The sequence below is a fragment of the Streptomyces sp. NPDC107546 genome, from assembly GCF_055639175.1.
Genome location: NZ_JBVKBA010000012.1, coordinates 176,614 through 194,136, shown reverse-complemented (window position 1 = coordinate 194,136; position 17,523 = coordinate 176,614). Strand labels below are relative to the sequence as shown.

Annotated in this window: 15 protein-coding genes; 3 read left to right on the top strand and 12 right to left on the bottom strand. The window is 71.3% G+C overall.

All coding sequences use genetic code 11. The features are described from left to right. Positions 1–46: 46 nt before the first annotated feature. The 3 genes from ACZ7L1_RS19960 to eccB form a co-directional block, all read right to left on the bottom strand. Positions 47–334 carry a WXG100 family type VII secretion target gene (locus tag ACZ7L1_RS19960; protein ID WP_471438791.1) on the bottom strand — a complete coding sequence of 96 codons (288 nt, stop codon included), beginning with the start codon at positions 332–334 and terminating at the stop codon, positions 47–49. 131 nt (positions 335–465) lie between these two features. Continuing rightward, on the bottom strand, positions 466–777 hold the full coding sequence (locus ACZ7L1_RS19955; protein ID WP_103843682.1) for a WXG100 family type VII secretion target: 312 nt from the start codon (positions 775–777) through the stop codon (positions 466–468). Between the two features lie 208 nt (positions 778–985). Continuing rightward, on the bottom strand, positions 986–2,584 hold the full coding sequence (eccB, locus tag ACZ7L1_RS19950; RefSeq protein ID WP_471438789.1) for a type VII secretion protein EccB: 1,599 nt from the start codon (positions 2,582–2,584) through the stop codon (positions 986–988). Between the two features lie 495 nt (positions 2,585–3,079). Between eccB and eccE the strand changes: the two genes are divergently transcribed. The 3 genes from eccE (at position 3,080) to ACZ7L1_RS19935 (ending at position 8,409) form a co-directional block, all read left to right on the top strand. After that, the gene (gene eccE, locus ACZ7L1_RS19945; protein WP_471438787.1) at positions 3,080–4,396 is read left to right on the top strand and encodes a type VII secretion protein EccE; all 1,317 of its coding nucleotides are present in this window, start codon (positions 3,080–3,082) and stop codon (positions 4,394–4,396) included. Between the two features lie 92 nt (positions 4,397–4,488). Beyond that, positions 4,489–5,238, top strand: a complete 750-nt coding sequence (locus tag ACZ7L1_RS19940; protein WP_471438785.1) for a hypothetical protein — start codon at positions 4,489–4,491, stop codon at positions 5,236–5,238. Between the two features lie 198 nt (positions 5,239–5,436). Further along, positions 5,437–8,409, top strand: a complete 2,973-nt coding sequence (locus ACZ7L1_RS19935) for an SCO5717 family growth-regulating ATPase (RefSeq protein WP_471438783.1) — start codon at positions 5,437–5,439, stop codon at positions 8,407–8,409. Between the two features lie 108 nt (positions 8,410–8,517). Here ACZ7L1_RS19935 and ACZ7L1_RS19930 read toward each other — a convergent pair whose 3' ends face one another. The 9 genes from ACZ7L1_RS19930 to rimP all read right to left on the bottom strand — a co-directional run bounded on the left by ACZ7L1_RS19930 (position 8,518) and on the right by rimP (position 17,487). Further along, the gene (locus ACZ7L1_RS19930) at positions 8,518–8,748 is read right to left on the bottom strand and encodes a DUF397 domain-containing protein (RefSeq protein WP_103845576.1); all 231 of its coding nucleotides are present in this window, start codon (positions 8,746–8,748) and stop codon (positions 8,518–8,520) included. A gap of 96 nt (positions 8,749–8,844) precedes the next feature. Then, entirely contained in the window at positions 8,845–9,801 is a 957-nt protein-coding gene (locus ACZ7L1_RS19925; RefSeq protein ID WP_471438781.1) for a bifunctional riboflavin kinase/FAD synthetase, read from the bottom strand. 387 nt (positions 9,802–10,188) lie between these two features. After that, on the bottom strand, positions 10,189–11,094 hold the full coding sequence (truB, locus tag ACZ7L1_RS19920; protein ID WP_471438779.1) for a tRNA pseudouridine(55) synthase TruB: 906 nt from the start codon (positions 11,092–11,094) through the stop codon (positions 10,189–10,191). Then, positions 11,091–11,543, bottom strand: a complete 453-nt coding sequence (rbfA, locus tag ACZ7L1_RS19915; RefSeq protein ID WP_471438777.1) for a 30S ribosome-binding factor RbfA — start codon at positions 11,541–11,543, stop codon at positions 11,091–11,093. The genes truB and rbfA overlap by 4 nt, the downstream gene beginning before the upstream one ends. A gap of 45 nt (positions 11,544–11,588) precedes the next feature. Next, positions 11,589–11,882 carry a DUF503 domain-containing protein gene (locus ACZ7L1_RS19910; protein WP_200422685.1) on the bottom strand — a complete coding sequence of 98 codons (294 nt, stop codon included), beginning with the start codon at positions 11,880–11,882 and terminating at the stop codon, positions 11,589–11,591. A gap of 422 nt (positions 11,883–12,304) precedes the next feature. Then, the gene (infB, locus tag ACZ7L1_RS19905) at positions 12,305–15,397 is read right to left on the bottom strand and encodes a translation initiation factor IF-2 (protein ID WP_471438775.1); all 3,093 of its coding nucleotides are present in this window, start codon (positions 15,395–15,397) and stop codon (positions 12,305–12,307) included. A gap of 145 nt (positions 15,398–15,542) precedes the next feature. Further along, complete coding sequence (locus ACZ7L1_RS19900; RefSeq protein WP_471438773.1) at positions 15,543–15,854, bottom strand: YlxR family protein; 312 nt, start codon at positions 15,852–15,854, stop codon at positions 15,543–15,545. Between the two features lie 101 nt (positions 15,855–15,955). Beyond that, positions 15,956–16,975: a transcription termination factor NusA gene (gene nusA, locus ACZ7L1_RS19895; RefSeq protein ID WP_471438771.1), complete on the bottom strand. Its 1,020-nt coding sequence runs from the start codon at positions 16,973–16,975 to the stop codon at positions 15,956–15,958. Between the two features lie 2 nt (positions 16,976–16,977). Continuing rightward, positions 16,978–17,487, bottom strand: a complete 510-nt coding sequence (gene rimP, locus ACZ7L1_RS19890) for a ribosome maturation factor RimP (protein WP_471438769.1) — start codon at positions 17,485–17,487, stop codon at positions 16,978–16,980. Positions 17,488–17,523 lie beyond the last annotated feature (36 nt).

Genomic DNA, 17,523 nt, shown 5'->3' with positions numbered 1-17,523 from the left:
GCTGGGCCGATTCTCCTCATCTCATGTCCCTCGGGCCGCCGACGGCTCAGCCCCAGGTCGAGGCGTTGCTCTTCTCGGTGGCCTGGTAGTTCTCGGCCGCGTTCTGCAGGGCCGTGGCGATCTTCAGCAGCGTCGCGTGCAGGTCCGCGGCGGTCTTGTCCCACTCGCGCTGCTTGCGCTGGTAGCCCTCCTGGGCCTCGCCTTCCCAGGTGCTGGCGACGCGCTTGACCGCGGCCTCGAGGTCGTCGAGCTGCTGCTTGATGCGACCGGCGGTGGAGCGCACGTCCGAGGACGCGTTGGTGATGGTGGCGTAATTTACGAGGATGCCCGACATCGTCGTTCCCTTTCAGGAAGAGTCGAAGGAAATCGGCGGCAACCGGTCACAATCGGCGGCAACCGGTGACCACCGCGGAAAGTGGTGAAGAGCTCTGGAGAGCAGGAAGAGTCGTGTCCTGAGCGTTCGGCTCAGCCGAAGTCGGACATGATCTTGCTGATCTCGGAGTTCTGCTGCTCTTCCGACGCGGAGTAGTTGCTCCGCGTGGAGTCCACGGCTTCCTTGATGTCGTTGAGGATGTCGCTCATCCTCTTCGCGTCCGCGTTCCAGCGTTCCTGCAGCTGGTGGTAGGACTGGGCCGCCTGGCCCTGCCAGCCGCCCGCGATCTGGTCGATCACTCCGTTGAGGCGGCGGATCTCGCCCTGAAGCTGACCGTTCACGGTGTTGATGTCGCCGGAGAGCTTGGTCAGTTCATCTTCTGTTACCCGGAACTGGCCGGCCATGTTGAACCTTCCCCCATGTCGTCGTTGATCCGGGAAACCTGCACCAGTACCCGGAGAAGCGGCCCATCCGTGAGCGCTGAAAGCACTCTATCGTCCGGCCGTCACACATCCACAAGCAAGGCCTATGCGTTACAGGGTTCACACAGTTGAGCGATGATCCTGTGATCCACGACCCTCAAGTTCCGCCTGTTTTCGGCCAGTTGGCCTGTCACTGGCTCTGCGGCTGCGCAGCGCTGCCGGTGTCCAGGGTGGGGCCCTTGGGGATGAACGTCGCCCAGGACTGCGGCACGACCGCGGGGTTGGAGACCTTCTCGTAGCCCAGCCGGGTGCGCGCCTTGTCCGTCTCGCTCGCCCCCTCCGACGAGGAACTCGCCTCTCCCGAAGAGGACGAGCCGGTGCCGCTGCCCTGCGCGGCGCTGTCGTTGTTGGACGGCAACGAGTAGCGCAGGCCCGTGTCCGTCAGCAGATACGTCGCACCGCCGCCCTGTGCCGTCCCCGTGACCTCCTGGAAGAGCAGGCCGGAGCCGGACGAGACGTAGGCGCTCAGCGAATCCGCGATGACCTTCTTCGGGTAGGCCGTCCCGGCCCACGCGGCGAGCTGCGGCTTCCGGTTTTCTCCGATGGTGCCGTTGTAGACACTGCATGAGGTGGTGCGGGCCTCCCCGGTCGCGGTCGCCGCGGGGTTGGCCTGCCGGGGCACGGTCTGGGGCCAGCCCTTGTCCGCGTAGAAGGTGTCCGCCTGGCCGCCGTTGGCCGCGATGATGTCCGGGGTGTCGACCCGGATGTCGCTGATCGTGTCCGTCCCGTACGCCAGCTTGGCGGAGGGCGCACTCTTGAGCAGGCTGGCCACGAACGGCGTGATGGCGGCGACCCGGTCCCGCAGGACGACGTAGTACTGGGTGCCCTGCGCATCCTGCGCCTTGAGCACCCGGCCCACCGTCCGTGCGTCCTGGGGGAGCCCCGAGACCGAGGTCGGCTGTCCGGCGGACGGAACCTGCGGGAAGGTGATGACCCCGCCTTCGTTGAGGGTGTGCAGCCACTGCTGGCTCACCGGCTGCGGCTTGGCCGTTGTGCCGATGACCGCGGCGCGCAGCTGCTCCATGGTGGTGCTGTCGAGCCCTGACGGGCCGCCCAGCAGGAAGGCGCTGCCCTTGCCGTCGACCAGGTACTCCCGTGAGGTCTTGGGGTCGACGACGTACAGCGCCTCGCTCGCGTCGACCTTCCCCTCGTTCCCCAGCGCCTTCGCATCCTCGGCGTCGAGGACGAAGACGGAACGGTCGATGGAGTCGTTCGATCCGGGGGCCGGCCGCTCGCACACCGCCCAGGTCTTCGCCTTCTCCGCGTCCGCCGCGGCGGGCAGCCGGTCGGGGGCGTACGGGATGCCGAGGGTCGCGCCGTGCGGGATGCCGCTCTTGTCGATCTCCTTGCCGGGAACCTCGATTACGCTGCCCTTGCCCTTGTCCAGGAGGAGCTTGGCGGAGGCGTAGTTGAGAACGGGGTGGAGTGTCGGGATCTCCTTGCCGTTCGTCGCCTTGTCCTTGAGGACGACGTAGCGCGTCGTGGAGTCGCTGTCGACGATGATGTACTCGCCGGGAGTGTCCCAGCCCGCCGGCGCCGACGGCTTGATCACGCCCCAGGCGATGAAGCCCACCACCAGCACGACACCCACCGCGAGGCTGGGCATGACCGTCTGCATGGGGCGCGGCGCGCCTTCGTCCGAGCCACCCGGCGACGGCGCCAGGAACGCCGCGACGGTGCGCTTGCGAGCGAACGTGTAGGCAGCGAGCTCGTCGCGACGCTTTGCCATGGTCCCCAGGTCTCCCGTTGTGTGATGCTCGACGTGCTGCTCGGTTGTGGTGCTCGGTTGTGATGCTCGATCCAGCTACTCGATCCAGCTACTCGATCCAACTGCTCGATGGACCTGCTCGATGGAGCTGCCCGATGGAGCTGCCCGATGGAGCTGCCCGACGGAGCTGCTCGATGTGCTCGACAGGCCGTCTCGTCCGAGCAGGCACTTACTATGCCCTGTGCCGCCAGGCGACGTTCCATCAGGTCCGTGGCGGCCCCCGCATCTTCACAGAGCCTCAACTCCTGCGCCCCACCATGCGCGACCGGTCCGTGAAAGGCTGGCCACCTGGGGTTTCGGTGTCCCCTGTGTCCGCCCGCGTGCAGCAGCGGGTACCGTGAGCCACTCGCATGGATGATGTGGGCCATCGGTGCCCCTGGCCCGTCGCCGGGATCCCCAACAGAGGATCTCCGCCCGACATATGGCCACTACTTCGCGAAAGGGATGTCCCGGGGGATGACCAGCGCTACGAGCACTCGGCGCGGAGGCCGCGCACAGCAGCAACAGGACGGTCCGGGCCGCAGACGCGGGCCGGCTCCGACCCCCGCCGCCGCGTCGCCGCGGCTGCTGCCCAGCCCGGGTGGTATGGGTCCGCTGCGGCTGCAGCAGCTCATCCTGGTGGAGCTCGCGGCGGCCGTGATGCTGGTCGCCTGGGCCGCGCACGCGTCCTGGCTCCTGGCCCCGGCCGGTGGGGTGGCGGCCCTGCTGTTGCTCCTGGCGGTCCTGCGCCGGGGCCGTCGCCCGCTGCCCGAGTGGTACGAGACGACGCGCGCGCTCAGGCGCCGTCAGCGCGGGGCCAAGACGCCCGTCCCGTCCGGGACGGATCCGATGCTGGCCCCCACCGTGGAGTGCGACCCGGCCCTGCGGACGTACCGCTTCGTGTCCCGAGACGACCGCTCGGTCGGCATGATCGGCGACGGGACGTTCCTGACCGCCGTGCTCTTCGTGCAGCCGGCGGACCAGCCGCTGCGTCCCGACTCCGCCGGGCGGCAGCTGCCGCTGCACCTGGTCCAGGAGGCGCTGGAGGTCGACGGGATCCGTCTGGCGTCCGCACAGGTCGTGCAGCACACCCAGCCGGCGCCCGCGCCGCATCTGCCCCAGCAGTCGGTCGCCGCGCGGTCGTACGGGCCCCTGCAGGCGCAGACGGGTTCACCCGCGCTCCGGCTCACCTGGGTCGCCCTCAAACTCGACCCGGAACTGTGCCCGGAGGCGGTTCAGGCACGCGGAGACGGCGTTCCCGGGGCGCAGCGCGCACTGCTGCGGGTGGCGGACCAGCTGGCGAGCCGGCTGGCCGGGGCCGGCTTCCGGGCGACCATTCTGGACGAGACCGAACTCGTGCAGGCGCTCGCGACGTCCAGCTGCCTGAACCCGCGGGCCAACGCGCAGCACGCTCAGGACGGGCGGTCGCCCCAGCGGCGTACGGTCGAGTCGGTACGGACCTGGCGGGTCGACGACCGGTGGCACACGACGTACTGGCTCTCCCGCTGGCCGCAGTTGGGGAACGGGGGTGTGGCGCTGCCCGAGCTGATCACCAGGTTCACCTCGCTCCCGGTGCTCGCCACGACGTTCAGCGTGACGCTGGGCAAGGCCGGCAGCCGGGGCGTCTCCCTGGCCGGGCACCTGCGCGTCACCGCCCGTGGCGACAGCGAACTCGCCGAGGTCGCCCGTGAGTTGGAACGGGCCGCGAGTGCCGCGAAGGTCGGTCTGGTCCGCCTCGACCGGGAGCAGGTCCCCGGAGCCCTCGCCACTTTGCCGCTCGGAGGTACGTACTGATGTCCCACCCCGCCACGGCCACGGACCCGCGGCAGCAAGGCCGGGCCTCCGGACGCACGCCGGCGCACGTGGCCTCGCCGACCGATACCGGCATGATCCCCATCATCCGGCAGCCGGAGTCCCCGCAGCAGCAACGGCGCATCTTCAGCCCGGGTTTCGGGCTGCGCGGCCCGCGTCGGAACCGCCATGTCGTCACCGTCGACGAGCTCGCGGCCATCAGCATGCCGATCGGTGACGACGGCGTGATCATCGGCACCGACCCGGAGTCGCAGCCGGCCGTGCTGGGCCTGTCCCGTCCCACCCCGTTCGACGTCGTGCTCGTGGGCGGCCTCTGGCTCGCGCAGGTGCTGGCGCTGCGCGCGGCCGCGACGGGGGCGCGTGTGGGTGTCGAGACGGGCCGTCCGCAGGCCTGGCAGCAGTTGGCACAGGTCGCGGGGGGCGGCCAGCAGTGTGTGACGGTGTATCCGGTGGGACGGGTGCCCGCGCAGGGCCCCTCCGTCTCCAGTCCGGTGGTGCTGATCCGGGACTGCGGCGTTCGTCCGCCCCGCGGGCGGGTCACCTCGCTGCCGTGGCAGGCCGTGGTGACGGTGCTGCCGTTCGTCGGCGAGCACGCGCCGCGTTGGCTGGCCCAGGCCCAACTGGTCGGTATCCAGCGCATCTCGCCCCAGGAGACCGAGATCGTGCGCGACACTCTGGGCATTCCGGACGAGCATCTCCAGCTGCTGCCCACCCTTTACGACGGCGTCGCCCTGTGGTGTACCCGTAAGCATCGCAAGTTCGTCATGACCGAGCCCACCGATGCGGAGACGGGCCTGCTGGGCGTGGCCCGCCGTATGGACTGACGCCTCGTCCGACGCCTCGTCGTCCCCGGATCGCGGTGCCTACCGGTCGGGTCGACAGTCACTTTTCCGTACCGCGATCCAAGTGATTAGTCTCTTCTGGTGATGCGGTGACGATCGCAGCCGCGTGGGAATCGCCACTCGGTCCGCCGGCCGCGACGACGACCAACTCAGCAGCAGTGGCTGACCAGGAGGCAAGCAGTGAACAGCGATCGGTCCGAGTACAACGGCGGCAGCCCGTCCTCGGACGGGGACGATCAAGACGTGGACCTCACCGGCGAGTTCGAGATCGTCTACACCCCTCCCGCCTGGTACGCCCAAAGCACGCAGGGTGGCTCCGCGGCCGGCGGACAGCACGACGCCGGACCGGCGGCCTCGCCGCCTCCGCCGCCCGGCCCACCCGTCGGACCGCCCACCGGACCGCCGGGCGGCCCCGCACCGCAGGTTCCCGCACCGCAGGTTCCCGCACCGCAGGTTCCCGCACCGCAGGTTCCCGCACCCCAGGTTCCCGCGCCCGCGCAGCCGTACGCCCAGGGTGTTCCGCAGCAGCCCACGCAGGGCGGGCCCGGAGCGAACCCGAATGGCACGGGTGGCTACGGTTTTCCGCAGCCGCAGTCCGCTCCGAGCACCCCGCAGGCGACGGGAGGCGCGCCGGTGCCCGGCGGGTACGGCTACCCCCAGCAGACGGGAGCGGGCGCGCCCCAGCAGGGCCAGGACACGTCGGCCGGTCAGGGACAGCCGCAGACGCCGACCCAGCCGCCCGCGCCGGGCTTCCCCGTGCTGCGGCCCGTCGACGACGACGCCCAGGCCGCCCCGCCCCAGGCCGCTGCCCCGGCGGCGGGCGCTCCCCAACAGCCCGCCTCCGCGCAGCCGCTGCCCGAGCAGTCGACGGCGGAGCTCAACCATGCCGCCGCCGACGCCGAGGCGGCGAAGCTGTTCGGCGGATCCGACGACGAGAAGCCGGAGGAGGGGCGGAGCGACGAGGCGGAGTCGGGTGACTCCGCGGGGTCCGGGGTCTCCGATGCGGAGGGCGACGAGACTGCGGACGTCCGTTCCGATGCGGAGTCCGCCGCGCGGACCGATGCCGAGGCCACGTCGGCGATCGGGGAAGCAGAGCCGGAAACAGAGACGGAGCCCGCGCCCGCCACTCCCGTACCCACGCCCGCGGCGCAGGGGCAGCAGCCCCAGGCGGCGCCCGCTGTCCAGCCCCCCGCCGCGCCCCAGGCCGGCCAGGAGCTTCCGCCGCTGCCCCAGGGCTACGTGCCCGCACAGCCCGCTCAGGGGGTAGCGCAGCCGGACCAGCAGGCCGCGGCCGCAGCAGCACAGGCCGCCGGATACGGCTACCCGCAGCCGCCCGCCCAGCCGGTACCGGGGCAGCCCGGGTACCCGACGCCCCCGCAGGGCACGTTCGGTCCGGCCCAGCCTCCCGCGTACCCGGCCCAACCTCCCGCGTACCCGGCGCAGGGCGGGCAGCCCGCACCGGTGGACCCTCGGCACGCGCCGCAGCCCCCGCAGGCCGCCGGATACGGCTACCCTCAGCCGCCCGCCCAGCCGCTGCCGCAGCCCGGGCCCGTCGGCTACGGTTACCCGCCCCAGCAGGCCGGCTACGGCTACCCGCAGCCCACCCAGCCCCAGCAGCCCGCGCCGCATCAGCAGCCCGCGCCCCAGCAACCGGCTCCGCCCCAGCAGGCCGGCTACGGCTACCCGCAGCCCACCCAGCCCCAGCAGCCCGCGCCGCAACAACCGGCTCCGCCCGTGCAGGCCGGCTACGGCTACCCGCAGCCCACCCAGCCCCAGCAGCCCGCGCCCCAGCAACCGGCTCCGCCCCAGCAACCGGCTCCGCCCCAGCCGCAGCCCCCGGCACAGCCACTGCCGCAGCAGCAGGCGCCCCAGCAGCCTCCCGCTGCCCCGCCCGCCGCCTACGGCAACCAGGGCTGGACCGCCCCGGTCGGCCCCCAGGCGGGGCCCGGTGCCCCCCAGCAACAGGCCGCGCCCGGCACCCCGCTCGGCTACAACGCCGCCGTGGAGCTCTCCTCCGACCGGTTGCTGCGCCATCAGCCCAAGGCGCGCAAGAACAACACGGCTCCGTCCCGCTTCAAGTTCGGTGCCAAGAAGGAGGAGGCCGAGCGGCAGCGGAAGCTGGAGCTGATCCGCACCCCGGTGATGTCCTGCTACCGGATCGCGGTGATCAGCCTCAAGGGCGGCGTCGGCAAGACCACGACGACCATGTCGCTCGGAGCGACGCTCGCCACCGAGCGTCAGGACAAGATCCTGGCGATCGACGCCAACCCGGACGCCGGCACCCTCGGCCGACGGGTACGGCGCGAGACGGGAGCCACCATCCGCGACCTGGTCCAGGAGATCCCGCGGCTGAACAGCTACATGGACATCCGCCGCTTCACCTCCCAGGCGCCGTCGGGGCTGGAGATCATCGCCAACGACGTGGACCCGGCGGTCTCCACGACCTTCAACGACCAGGACTACCGTGCCGCACTCGACGTGCTGGGCCGGCAGTACCCGATCATCCTCACGGACTCGGGTACCGGCCTGCTCTACAGCGCGATGCGTGGAGTCCTCGACCTCGCCGACCAGTTGATCATCATCTCCACGCCCTCGGTGGACGGCGCGAGCAGCGCCTCGACCACGCTGGACTGGCTGTCGGCGAACGGCTTCGCCGATCTCGTCCAGCGGTCGGCCACCGTGATCTCCGGTGTCCGCGAGACCGGGAAGATGATCAAGGTTGAGGACATCGTCGCGCACTTCGAGACCCGCTGCCGCGGTGTCGTCGTCATCCCCTTCGACGAACACCTCGCGGCAGGCGCCGAGGTGGACCTCGACATGATGCGTCCCAAGACCCGCGACGCCTACTTCGACCTCGCCGCCCTCGTCGCCGAGGACATCGCCCGTACGCAGCAGGGCTTCGGCAACCCGAACCTGCACTTCCAGCAGCCCCCGCAGGGATACGCGGCCCCCCAGCAGCCGTACGCCCAGCCCGGCGGCGCCCCGCAGCCGGGGCAGGGCTGGCAGCAGCCTCCGCAGCAGCCCGGCCCGGGTCAGGGCTGGCAGCAGCCCGGTCCGGGCCAGAGCTGGCAGCAGCAGCCGGCCCCGGACCAGAACCCGCAGCAGCCCCAGCCCCCGCAAGGCGCCGTACCGCCCGGCTGGACGCAGCAGTAGCGAACCGGTCGCAACGCCGGAGGGCCGGCACCTTCACGGTGCCGGCCCTCCGGCGTTCGCGTACGTCGCGGTGCGAGCGCACTTGTCCCCGGTGTCACTCCGGGAGCACTACTTCAGGTCGAACTCCCCGTCGCGCGCCCCGAGTACGAACGCCCGCCACTCCGCCGCGGTGTAGCGGAGCACCGTGTCGGGGTCCGCGGAGTTGCGCATCGCGACGGCGCCACCCGGCAGGTAGGCGATCTCCACCCGCTCGTCCTGGGGACCATCAGGGGAGCCGACCCACTCGACGCCGCTGATGTCCATGGCGTACAGCGCTTCCTTCTCCTGCTCGGTCGCCACCGGGTCCACTCCGTTCCACCGACCTTACGGACGAGGGGAATTGTACAACTGGGGGCGGCGTCGGGAGGTTTGCGAGCGAGGGGACGCGGGCGTTGTTCAGGCGGGGTCTCCGGCCGCCGCGATCAGTTCACGGCAGCGCTTCACGTCCTCCGCCATCTGTGCCAGCAACCCGTCCAGCGAGTCGAACCTGGCCTGGCCGCGGACGAACGCCAGGAAGTCGACGGCGACGTGCAGCCCGTACAGATCAAGACCCACCCGGTCGATGGCGTACGCCTCCACGGTGCGCTCGGTGCCGTCGAACTGGGGGTTGGTCCCCACAGAGATCGCGGCCGGCATCGCCTCGCCCTCGACCTGCAGCCAGCCGGCGTAGACGCCGTCGGCCGGGATCGCGGTGTGCGGGAGCGTCTCGACGTTGGCGGTCGGGTAGCCGAGGTCGCGGCCGCGCTGGGCGCCCCGCACCACCACGCCCTCCACTCGGTGCGGGCGTCCGAGGATCTCGTGCGCGCCCTCGACGTCGCCCTCGGCGATCAGCCGGCGGGTCAGGGTGGAGGAGAAGGGCTCGCCGCCGCCGGCCTCACCGGTCACGTAGAGATCGACCACCTCGACCTCGAAGCCGTACGTCTTGCCCTGCTCGGCCAGGAACTCCACGTTGCCGGCGGCCCTGTGGCCGAAGCGGAAGTTCGGGCCCTCGACGACGGCCTTGGCGTGCAGCTTGTCCACCAGCACCTTGACCACGAAGTCGGCGGGCGAGAGCCGGGAGAACTCGGTGGTGAAGGGCAGGACGAGGACCGCGTCGACGCCCAGTTCGGCGCACAGTTCGGCGCGGCGGTGGTGCGGGGCGAGCAGCGGCGGGTGGCTGCCGGGGCGCACGACCTCGCTGGGGTGCGGGTCGAAGGTCACGACGACCGAGGGAGCGCCCAGCTCACGGGCGCGTTCCACGGCATGCCGGATGATCAGCTGGTGACCGCGGTGGACTCCGTCGTAGGAGCCGATGGTGACGACGCTGCGCCCCCAGTCCTCGGGGATGTCCTCCAAGCCACGCCAGCGCTGCACTGTGACCGCTCCTCGTCGAACCCGTGTCCGTCTCTGCCTTGTACGCAGGTCTAAGGGTGCCATGCCGGGCGGCCTCGGCCCGCATCGGCATGGGGGCTGTGACGGGCGGCACGTCGTAGCAAGGGGGGTCGGCCGGCAGATCGGCCGGCAGATCACGGGGTGGCCGGCGGGCAGGCGCCCGCCGTGCGGGCCCGGTGTCACCGGTCGGGACGATCGTGCGGTGAACGCGCCCCCTTCCGCTCCCTCGGTTCACTCCGAGCGCCCGCTCCCCGGGGTGAATAGATACGGGCGGTTGGATACACCTCTGTGAGGGGGAACCGAGGGGGGACCGTGGAGCGGCGACCGGCATCCCCGCGATCGCCGCTCCACGGGCAGGCACGGCGGGCGTCAGCCGAACACGGCCAGGCTCTTGGCCTTGCCCCGGTGGGCCTCCACGAGCGCCAGGAGGCGGTCTTCGGGGCCGAAGACGGCGACGGGGCCCGCGCCCGCGTACTCGTCGGGCAACTCCAGCCGCACGCCGTTGGCGAGCAGCCGGGCCCGCTTGGCGTCCACGTCCCAGCGAGGGAAGGCGGCGGCCGCGGCCTCGGCGATCGGCATCACGGTCAGCTCCTGCTGGAGCTGGTCCAGGGTGCGGGCGGCGTCCAGCTTGTACGGCCCCACCCGGGTACGGCGCAGCGCGGTGAGGTGGCCGCCGACGCCCAGGTCCGCGCCGAGGTCGCGGGCGAGGGCCCGGATGTAGGTACCGGACGAGCAGACCACGGACACGAGCAGGTCGAGCACCGGGGTGCCGTCCTCGGCGACGGCGTCCCGGACGTCGTACACCGCGAAGGACGAGACGGTGACCGGCCGGGCCGGGATGTCGAAGTCCTCGCCGTCCCGGGCCCGCTTGTACGACCGTACGCCGTTGATCTTGATGGCGCTGACCTTGGACGGCACCTGCATGATGTCGCCGGTCAGCTTGGCGATCCCGGCGTCGATGGCGTCCCGGGTGACCTTGGAGGCGTCGGTGGAGGAGGCGACCTCTCCCTCGGCGTCGTCCGTGAGCGTCGTCTGCCCGAGGCGGACGGTGCCCACGTACTCCTTCTCGGTCAGCGCGAGGTGACCGAGGAGTTTGGTGGCCTTCTCCACGCCGAGGACGAGGACGCCCGTCGCCATCGGGTCGAGGGTGCCGGCGTGGCCGACGCGCCTGGTCTTCGCGATCCCGCGCATCTTGGCGACGACGTCGTGCGAAGTGAAGCCCGACGGCTTGTCGACGATGACGAGGCCGTCGGGCGTGGTGTGCTGCTGGGTCATTCGGCGGTGTCGTCCGTCTCGTCGTCGGAGCCGGGCTTCCGGTACGGGTCGGCGTCACCGGCGAACGACTTGCCCGTGGCCGCCTCGCGCACCTTCGCGTCCGACTGCCGCGCCTTGTCGAGGAGGTCCTCGATGGTCCGGGCGGTGTCGGGGAGGGCGTCCGCGACGAAAGTGAGGGTCGGGGTGAACTTCACGCCGGCGGCGCGTCCGACCTCGGAGCGCAGGATGCCCTTGGCGCTCTCCAGGCCGGCCGCAGCGGCCGTGCGCTCCTCCTCGTCCCCGTACACCGTGTAGAAGACGGTCGCCTCCCGCAGATCGCCCGTCACCCGGGTGTCCGTGATGGTGACGTGCGAGCCGAGCCGCGGGTCCTTGATCCCGCGCTGCAGCTTCTGGGCCACCACCTCTCGGATGAGGTCCGCCAGCCTTTTAGCCCGCGCGTTGTCGGCCACTGGTCCGTCTCCCTGTCTTTCCTGTCTGTGTTCTTCGGTCGGTCGTCAGTCGTCGTCGCCGTGGAGACGCCGTCTGACGGACAGCAGCTCCACCTCGGGGCGCCCGGCGACCAGCCGCTCGCACCGGTCGAGTACGTCGGTCAGGTGCCCCGCGTCGCCGGAGACCGCCGCGAGCCCGATGACGGCCCGCCGGTAGAGATCCATGTGGTCCACCTCGGCGGCGCTCACGGCGTACTTGCGCTGGAGCTCGGCGACGATCGGGCGGACGACGGAACGCTTCTCCTTCAGCGACCGTACGTCGCCGAGGAGGAGGTCGAAGGACAGGGTCCCCACGTACATGTGTGTCCGGATGACCCGCCGGTACGGGATCGGTGGCCCTGCCGTCGGTGTGGGCAGGGACACGAAAACCGTACAACGAACCGTGCGGGCCACTCGACGGGATTGTTCGCCCCCGCCGCCCCTACCCGTCCCGTCCTCCAGGGGCTCCGCCCCTTCCACCCCACCGGGGCTCAGCCCAGCAAGCCGCCAGGGCTCCGCCCTCGGACTCGGACGGGGACTACGTCCCCAGCACTCCTCACGGGGCACCACTCGAGTTTGAGGACGGGGCCGCAACGCAGACAACGGGGGTCTGGGGGCGCAGCCCCCCAGGGACGGGAAGGGTAGGGGCGGCGGAGGCGGAACACCCTCACCGGCGGCTGCGCGTGGCAGACGGCCGCCGGCCGACGGAACCGTGGTTCCGTCGGCCGGCGTGAACCCCGGGCTTAGGCCCGCGGCTTCTCGCGCATCTCGTACGTCGCGATGACGTCGTCGACCTTGATGTCGTTGAAGTTGCCGAGGTTGATACCGCCCTCGTAGCCTTCGCGGATCTCGGTGACGTCGTCCTTGAAGCGACGCAGGCCCTCGATGGTGAGGTTCTCCGCGACCACCTTGCCGTCGCGGATGAGGCGGGCCTTGGTGTTGCGGCGCACCTCGCCCGAGCGGATGAGGACACCGGCGATGTTGCCCAGCTTGGACGACTTGAAGACCTCGCGGATCTCCGCCGTACCCAGCTCGACCTCTTCGAACTCCGGCTTGAGCATGCCCTTGAGGGCCGCCTCGATCTCCTCGATCGCCTGGTAGATGACCGAGTAGTACCGGACGTCCACACCCTCGCGCTCGGCCATCTGCGCCGCGCGACCGGCCGCACGGACGTTGAAGCCGATCACGATGGCGTCGGAACCCATCGCCAGGTCGATGTCGGACTCCGTGACCGCACCGACACCGCGGTGCAGGACGCGGATGTCGACCTCTTCGCCGACGTCCAGCTGGAGCAGCGAGGACTCCAGGGCCTCGACGGAACCAGAAGCGTCACCCTTGATGATCAGGTTCAGCTGCTGGACCTCGCCGGCCTTGAGCACCTTGTCCAGGTCCTCCAGCGACACGCGGCGCGTGCGCTTGGCGAAGGCCGCGTTCCGCTCACGGGCGGCACGCTTCTCGGCGATCTGACGGGCCGTACGGTCCTCGTCGACCACCAGGAAGTTGTCACCCGCACCCGGGACGTTGGTCAGGCCCAGGACCTGGACCGGCGTCGACGGGCCGGCCTCGGCGACGTTGTTGCCGTTGTCGTCGAGCATGGCGCGGACTCGGCCGTAGGCGTCGCCCACGACCATCGTGTCGCCGACCCGCAGCGTGCCTCGCTGGACGAGGACCGTCGCCACGGCACCACGGCCGCGGTCGAGGCGGGACTCGATCGAGATGCCCTGCGCGTCCTGGTTCGGGTTGGCCCGCAGGTCGAGCGAGGCGTCGGCCGTGAGGATCACGGCCTCCAGCAGCGAGTCGATGTGCAGACCCTGCTTGGCGGAGATGTCGACGAACATGGTGTCGCCGCCGTACTCCTCGGCCACCAGGCCGTACTCGGTCAGCTGACCGCGCACCTTGGTCGGGTCGGCACCCTCGACGTCGATCTTGTTGACCGCGACCACGATCGGCACGTCGGCCGCCTTGGCGTGGTTGAGCGCCTCGACCGTCTGCGGCATGACGCCGTCGTTGGCCGCGACGACCAGGATCGCGATGTCGGTCGACTTCGCACCACGGGCACGCATGGCGGTGAACGCCTCGTGACCCGGGGTGTCGATGAAGGTGATCTTGCGCTCTTCGGCGTTGACCTCGGTCGCGACCTGGTAGGCACCGATGTGCTGGGTGATGCCACCGGCCTCGCCCGCGATGACGTTCGTCTTGCGGATCGCGTCGAGCAGTCGGGTCTTACCGTGGTCGACGTGACCCATGACGGTCACCACCGGCGGACGGACGACCAGGTCCTCCTCGGAGCCCTCGTCCTCGCCGAACTCGATGTCGAAGGACTCGAGCAGCTCGCGGTCCTCCTCCTCCGGGCTGACGATCTGAACCGCGTAGTTCATCTCGTCGGCGAGGAGCTGCAGGGTCTCGTCGGAGACGGACTGCGTCGCGGTGACCATCTCGCCGAGGTTCATCATGACCGCGACGAGGGACGCCGGGTTGGCGTTGATCTTCTCCGCGAAGTCGGTGAGCGACGCGCCGCGGGAGAGACGGATGGTCTCGCCGTTGCCGCGCGGCAGCATCACGCCGCCGACGCTCGGGGCCTGCATGGCCTCGTACTCCTGGCGCCTCTGCCGCTTCGACTTGCGGCCACGACGCGCGGGACCGCCGGGACGGCCGAAGGCGCCCTGCGTGCCACCACGGCCACCGGGACCACCGGGACGGCCACCGAAGCCGGGACGGCCACCGCCGCCGGCACCGGGACCACCGGGACGACCGGCGAAACCGCCGCCACCGCCACCGGGACCGGCGGGACGACCGGCGAAGCCGCCGCCACCGCCACCCGGACGACCGGCGAAGCCGCCGCCGCCCGGACGACCGCCGCCGCCACCGGGACGGCCACCGCCACCGGGACCGCGGCCGCCGGGGCCACCGCCGCCGGGACGCGGGCCGGCAGCGGGACGCTGCGGCATCATGCCGGGGTTCGGACGCGGGCCGCCGGGGCCGCCGCCGGGACGGGGACCGCCCTGCGGACGCGGCATCGAGCCCGGGGTCGGGCGCGGACCGCCCGGAGCCTGGGGACGCGGGCCGCCACCGGCCGCACCCTGCGGACGGGGACCACCCTGGCCCGCGCCCTGCGGACGCGGACCGCCCGGAGCACCGGGGCCACCCGGACGGGGGCCCTGCGGACGGGGCGCCTGCGGGCGCGCCATGCCGGTGGAGCCACCGGAGGTGAAGGGGTTGTTACCCGGACGGGGACCGGCCGGACGGGCACCCGGACGCGCGCCGGAACCACCCTGACGCGGGGCGCCGGGACGAGCACCCTGGGCACCGCCCTGACCCTGCCCCTGACCTGACGCGGCCGGACGTGCGCCGGGCTTGGGGGCGCCGGGACGGGCACCCGGGCGCGCGCTGGGGGCGGCCGGAGCCGACGGGGGTGCCGTGAACTCGGGGGCACCCGGGGCGGGGGACGCCGGGGCGGGCCGCGGCGCGGGCTTCGGGCCCGGCGTCGGGCGCGGACCCGGGGCCGCGGGCTTCTCGGCGGCCGCGGGCTTCTCGGCGGCCGCGGGCTTCTCGGCGGCCGGGGGCTTGGGGGCCGCCGGACGCGGGGCAGCCGGACGTGCGGCCTGCGCCGGGGAGGGCGCGGCCGGCTTGGCCGGAGAGGCCTTGCGCGGGGCGGCGGACTTCGCGCCACCGCCGTTGCCCTGCTGGAGGGCGTCGGTCAGCTTGCGTACTACGGGCGCTTCGATGGTCGAAGACGCCGAACGGACGAATTCACCGAGTTCCTGGAGCTTGGCCATGACGACCTTGCTCTCGACACCGAACTCCTTGGCGAGTTCGTAGACCCGGACCTTAGCCACTTCGCTCCTCTGAGGTCCGGGTGAAGCCGGACCGTCGCTAGTTCATGGGCGTACTCATCGCGTACTCATCGAGTGCTCATCGCAATCTCGACCTGCTTTCGACTCGCGAGGTACCAGGACCGCACAGAGATCCGTGCGGCACGTCTTACGGTGTTGCCTGCCCAGCTGGGTGCTGCTGACAACTTTCTTCCTGCTCGAGGTACTGGCGCAACGCCTTTGTGTCGAGCGGACCCGGGGCGCGGAGCGCCCGTGGGAACGCCCGGCGGCGGACCGCCAGGTCCAAACAGGACAGTGCGGGGTGCACGTACGCACCCCGGCCGGGCAGCGTACCGCGAGGATCGGGGACACATGCGTCCTCGATCGCCACGGTGCGCAGCAGTTCGGTCTTGGCCGCTCGCTCCCGGCACCCCACACAGGTGCGTTCAGGGCATGCTCCGGCGTGCGTCCGGCCAGACACGGTTAAGTCTACCTCCCCGCACCGACCTCACCCCTTCGGGGCAAGAGTCGAACAGCTGCTGCACCAAAACTGTCGTGATCTCAGCGTTGCACGGCCGGGATCTATTCCCGGCCGAGGTCACGCGCCTCAGGCTGCCTCTCGGCGGGCTGTTCGGTGTCGGGGCGGATGTCGATCCGCCAGCCGGTCAGCCGGGCCGCCAGACGGGCGTTCTGCCCCTCCTTGCCGATCGCCAGCGACAGCTGGTAGTCGGGGACCGTCACGCGCGCGGAGCGGGCCGCGAGGTCCACCACCTCGACCTTGGTGACACGGGCCGGGGACAGGGCGTTCGCCACCATCTCGGCCGGGTCGTCGGACCAGTCGACGATGTCGATCTTCTCACCGTTCAGCTCGCCCATGACGTTGCGCACACGGCCGCCCATGGGGCCGATGCAGGCGCCCTTGGCGTTCAGGCCCGAACGGGTGGACCTCACGGCGATCTTCGTACGGTGGCCGGCCTCACGGGCGATCGCGGCGATCTCCACCGAGCCGTCGGCGATCTCCGGCACCTCGAGCGCGAACAGCTTCTTCACCAGAGCGGGGTGGGTGCGCGAAAGAGTGACGGACGGACCGCGCACGCCCTTCGCCACCCGGACGACGTACGAGCGGATGCGCTTGCCGTGTTCGTACGTCTCCCCCGGCACCTGCTCCTGCACCGGCAGGATGGCCTCGAGCTTGCCGATGTCGACGAGCACGTTCTTCGGGTCGCGGCCCTGCTGGACCACTCCGGTGACGATGTCGCCCTCGCGGCCCGCGTACTCGCCGAGCGTCGCGTCGTCCTCGGCGTCGCGCAGACGCTGCAGGATGACCTGCTTGGCGGTGGTGGCGGCGATGCGGCCGAAGCCCGACGGGGTGTCGTCGAACTCGCGCGGCTCCTGCCCCTCCTGAAGATCCTCGGGATCCTCCTTCGCCCATACGGTCACATGGCCGGTCTCCCGGTCGAGCTCCACGCGCGCGTGGCGGCGGCTTCCCTCGGTGCGGTGGTAGGCGATGAGGAGGGCCGCCTCGATCGCCTCGACCAGCAGGTCGAAGGAGATCTCCTTCTCCCGCACCAAGCCCCGCAGGGCACTCATGTCGATGTCCACGGCTACGCCTCCTCCTCTTCCTTCATGTCCCTCGTGTCCTTGCGGTTGAACTCGACCTGGACCCGCGCTCCGGCGATGTCCGGGAAGGCGAGTCTGCGGGCGGTGGCCTTGCGGCCCTTCACACCGGGCACCTCGAGGTCGACACCGTCGTCGTCGACCTGCTGAATCCTGGCGACCAGTTCCCCGCCCTCGGCCAGCTGGAACCGCACCAGCCGGCCCAGGGCCCGTACGTAGTGCCGGTGTTCCTTGAGGAGGCGCTCCGCGCCCGGGGTTCCGACCTCGAGGGTGTATTCGCCCTCACCCATCGCGTCCGTCTCGTCGAGCTTCGCCGAGAGCGCACGGCTCACATCGGCGATCTTGTCAAGGTCGGCACCGGTGTCGGAGTCGACGACGACGCGCAGCACACGCTTGCGCCCGACGGAGTCCACCGCGATCTCCTCGAGATCGAGCCCCTGGGATGTGACGAGCGGTTCCAGAAGTTCTCGCAGCCTCTCGCTCTGGGTGGTGCTCATCCGGGTGACTCCTCGGCCGCGTGTGCTGTTGTGGGA

Excerpts from the sequence above, each read along its gene's own strand:
- rimP (WP_471438769.1), bottom strand. The coding sequence starts at position 17,487 with ATGAGCACCACCCAGAGCGAGAGGCTGCGAGAACTTCTGGAACCGCTC.
- eccB (WP_471438789.1), bottom strand. The coding sequence starts at position 2,584 with ATGGCAAAGCGTCGCGACGAGCTCGCTGCCTACACGTTCGCTCGCAAG.
- ACZ7L1_RS19955 (WP_103843682.1), bottom strand. The coding sequence starts at position 777 with ATGGCCGGCCAGTTCCGGGTAACAGAAGATGAACTGACCAAGCTCTCC.
- ACZ7L1_RS19940 (WP_471438785.1), top strand. The coding sequence starts at position 4,489 with ATGATCCCCATCATCCGGCAGCCGGAGTCCCCGCAGCAGCAACGGCGC.
- ACZ7L1_RS19960 (WP_471438791.1), bottom strand. The coding sequence starts at position 334 with ATGTCGGGCATCCTCGTAAATTACGCCACCATCACCAACGCGTCCTCG.
- truB (WP_471438779.1), bottom strand. The coding sequence starts at position 11,094 with ATGACCCAGCAGCACACCACGCCCGACGGCCTCGTCATCGTCGACAAG.
- eccE (WP_471438787.1), top strand. The coding sequence starts at position 3,080 with ATGACCAGCGCTACGAGCACTCGGCGCGGAGGCCGCGCACAGCAGCAA.
- ACZ7L1_RS19910 (WP_200422685.1), bottom strand. The coding sequence starts at position 11,882 with ATGTACGTGGGGACCCTGTCCTTCGACCTCCTCCTCGGCGACGTACGG.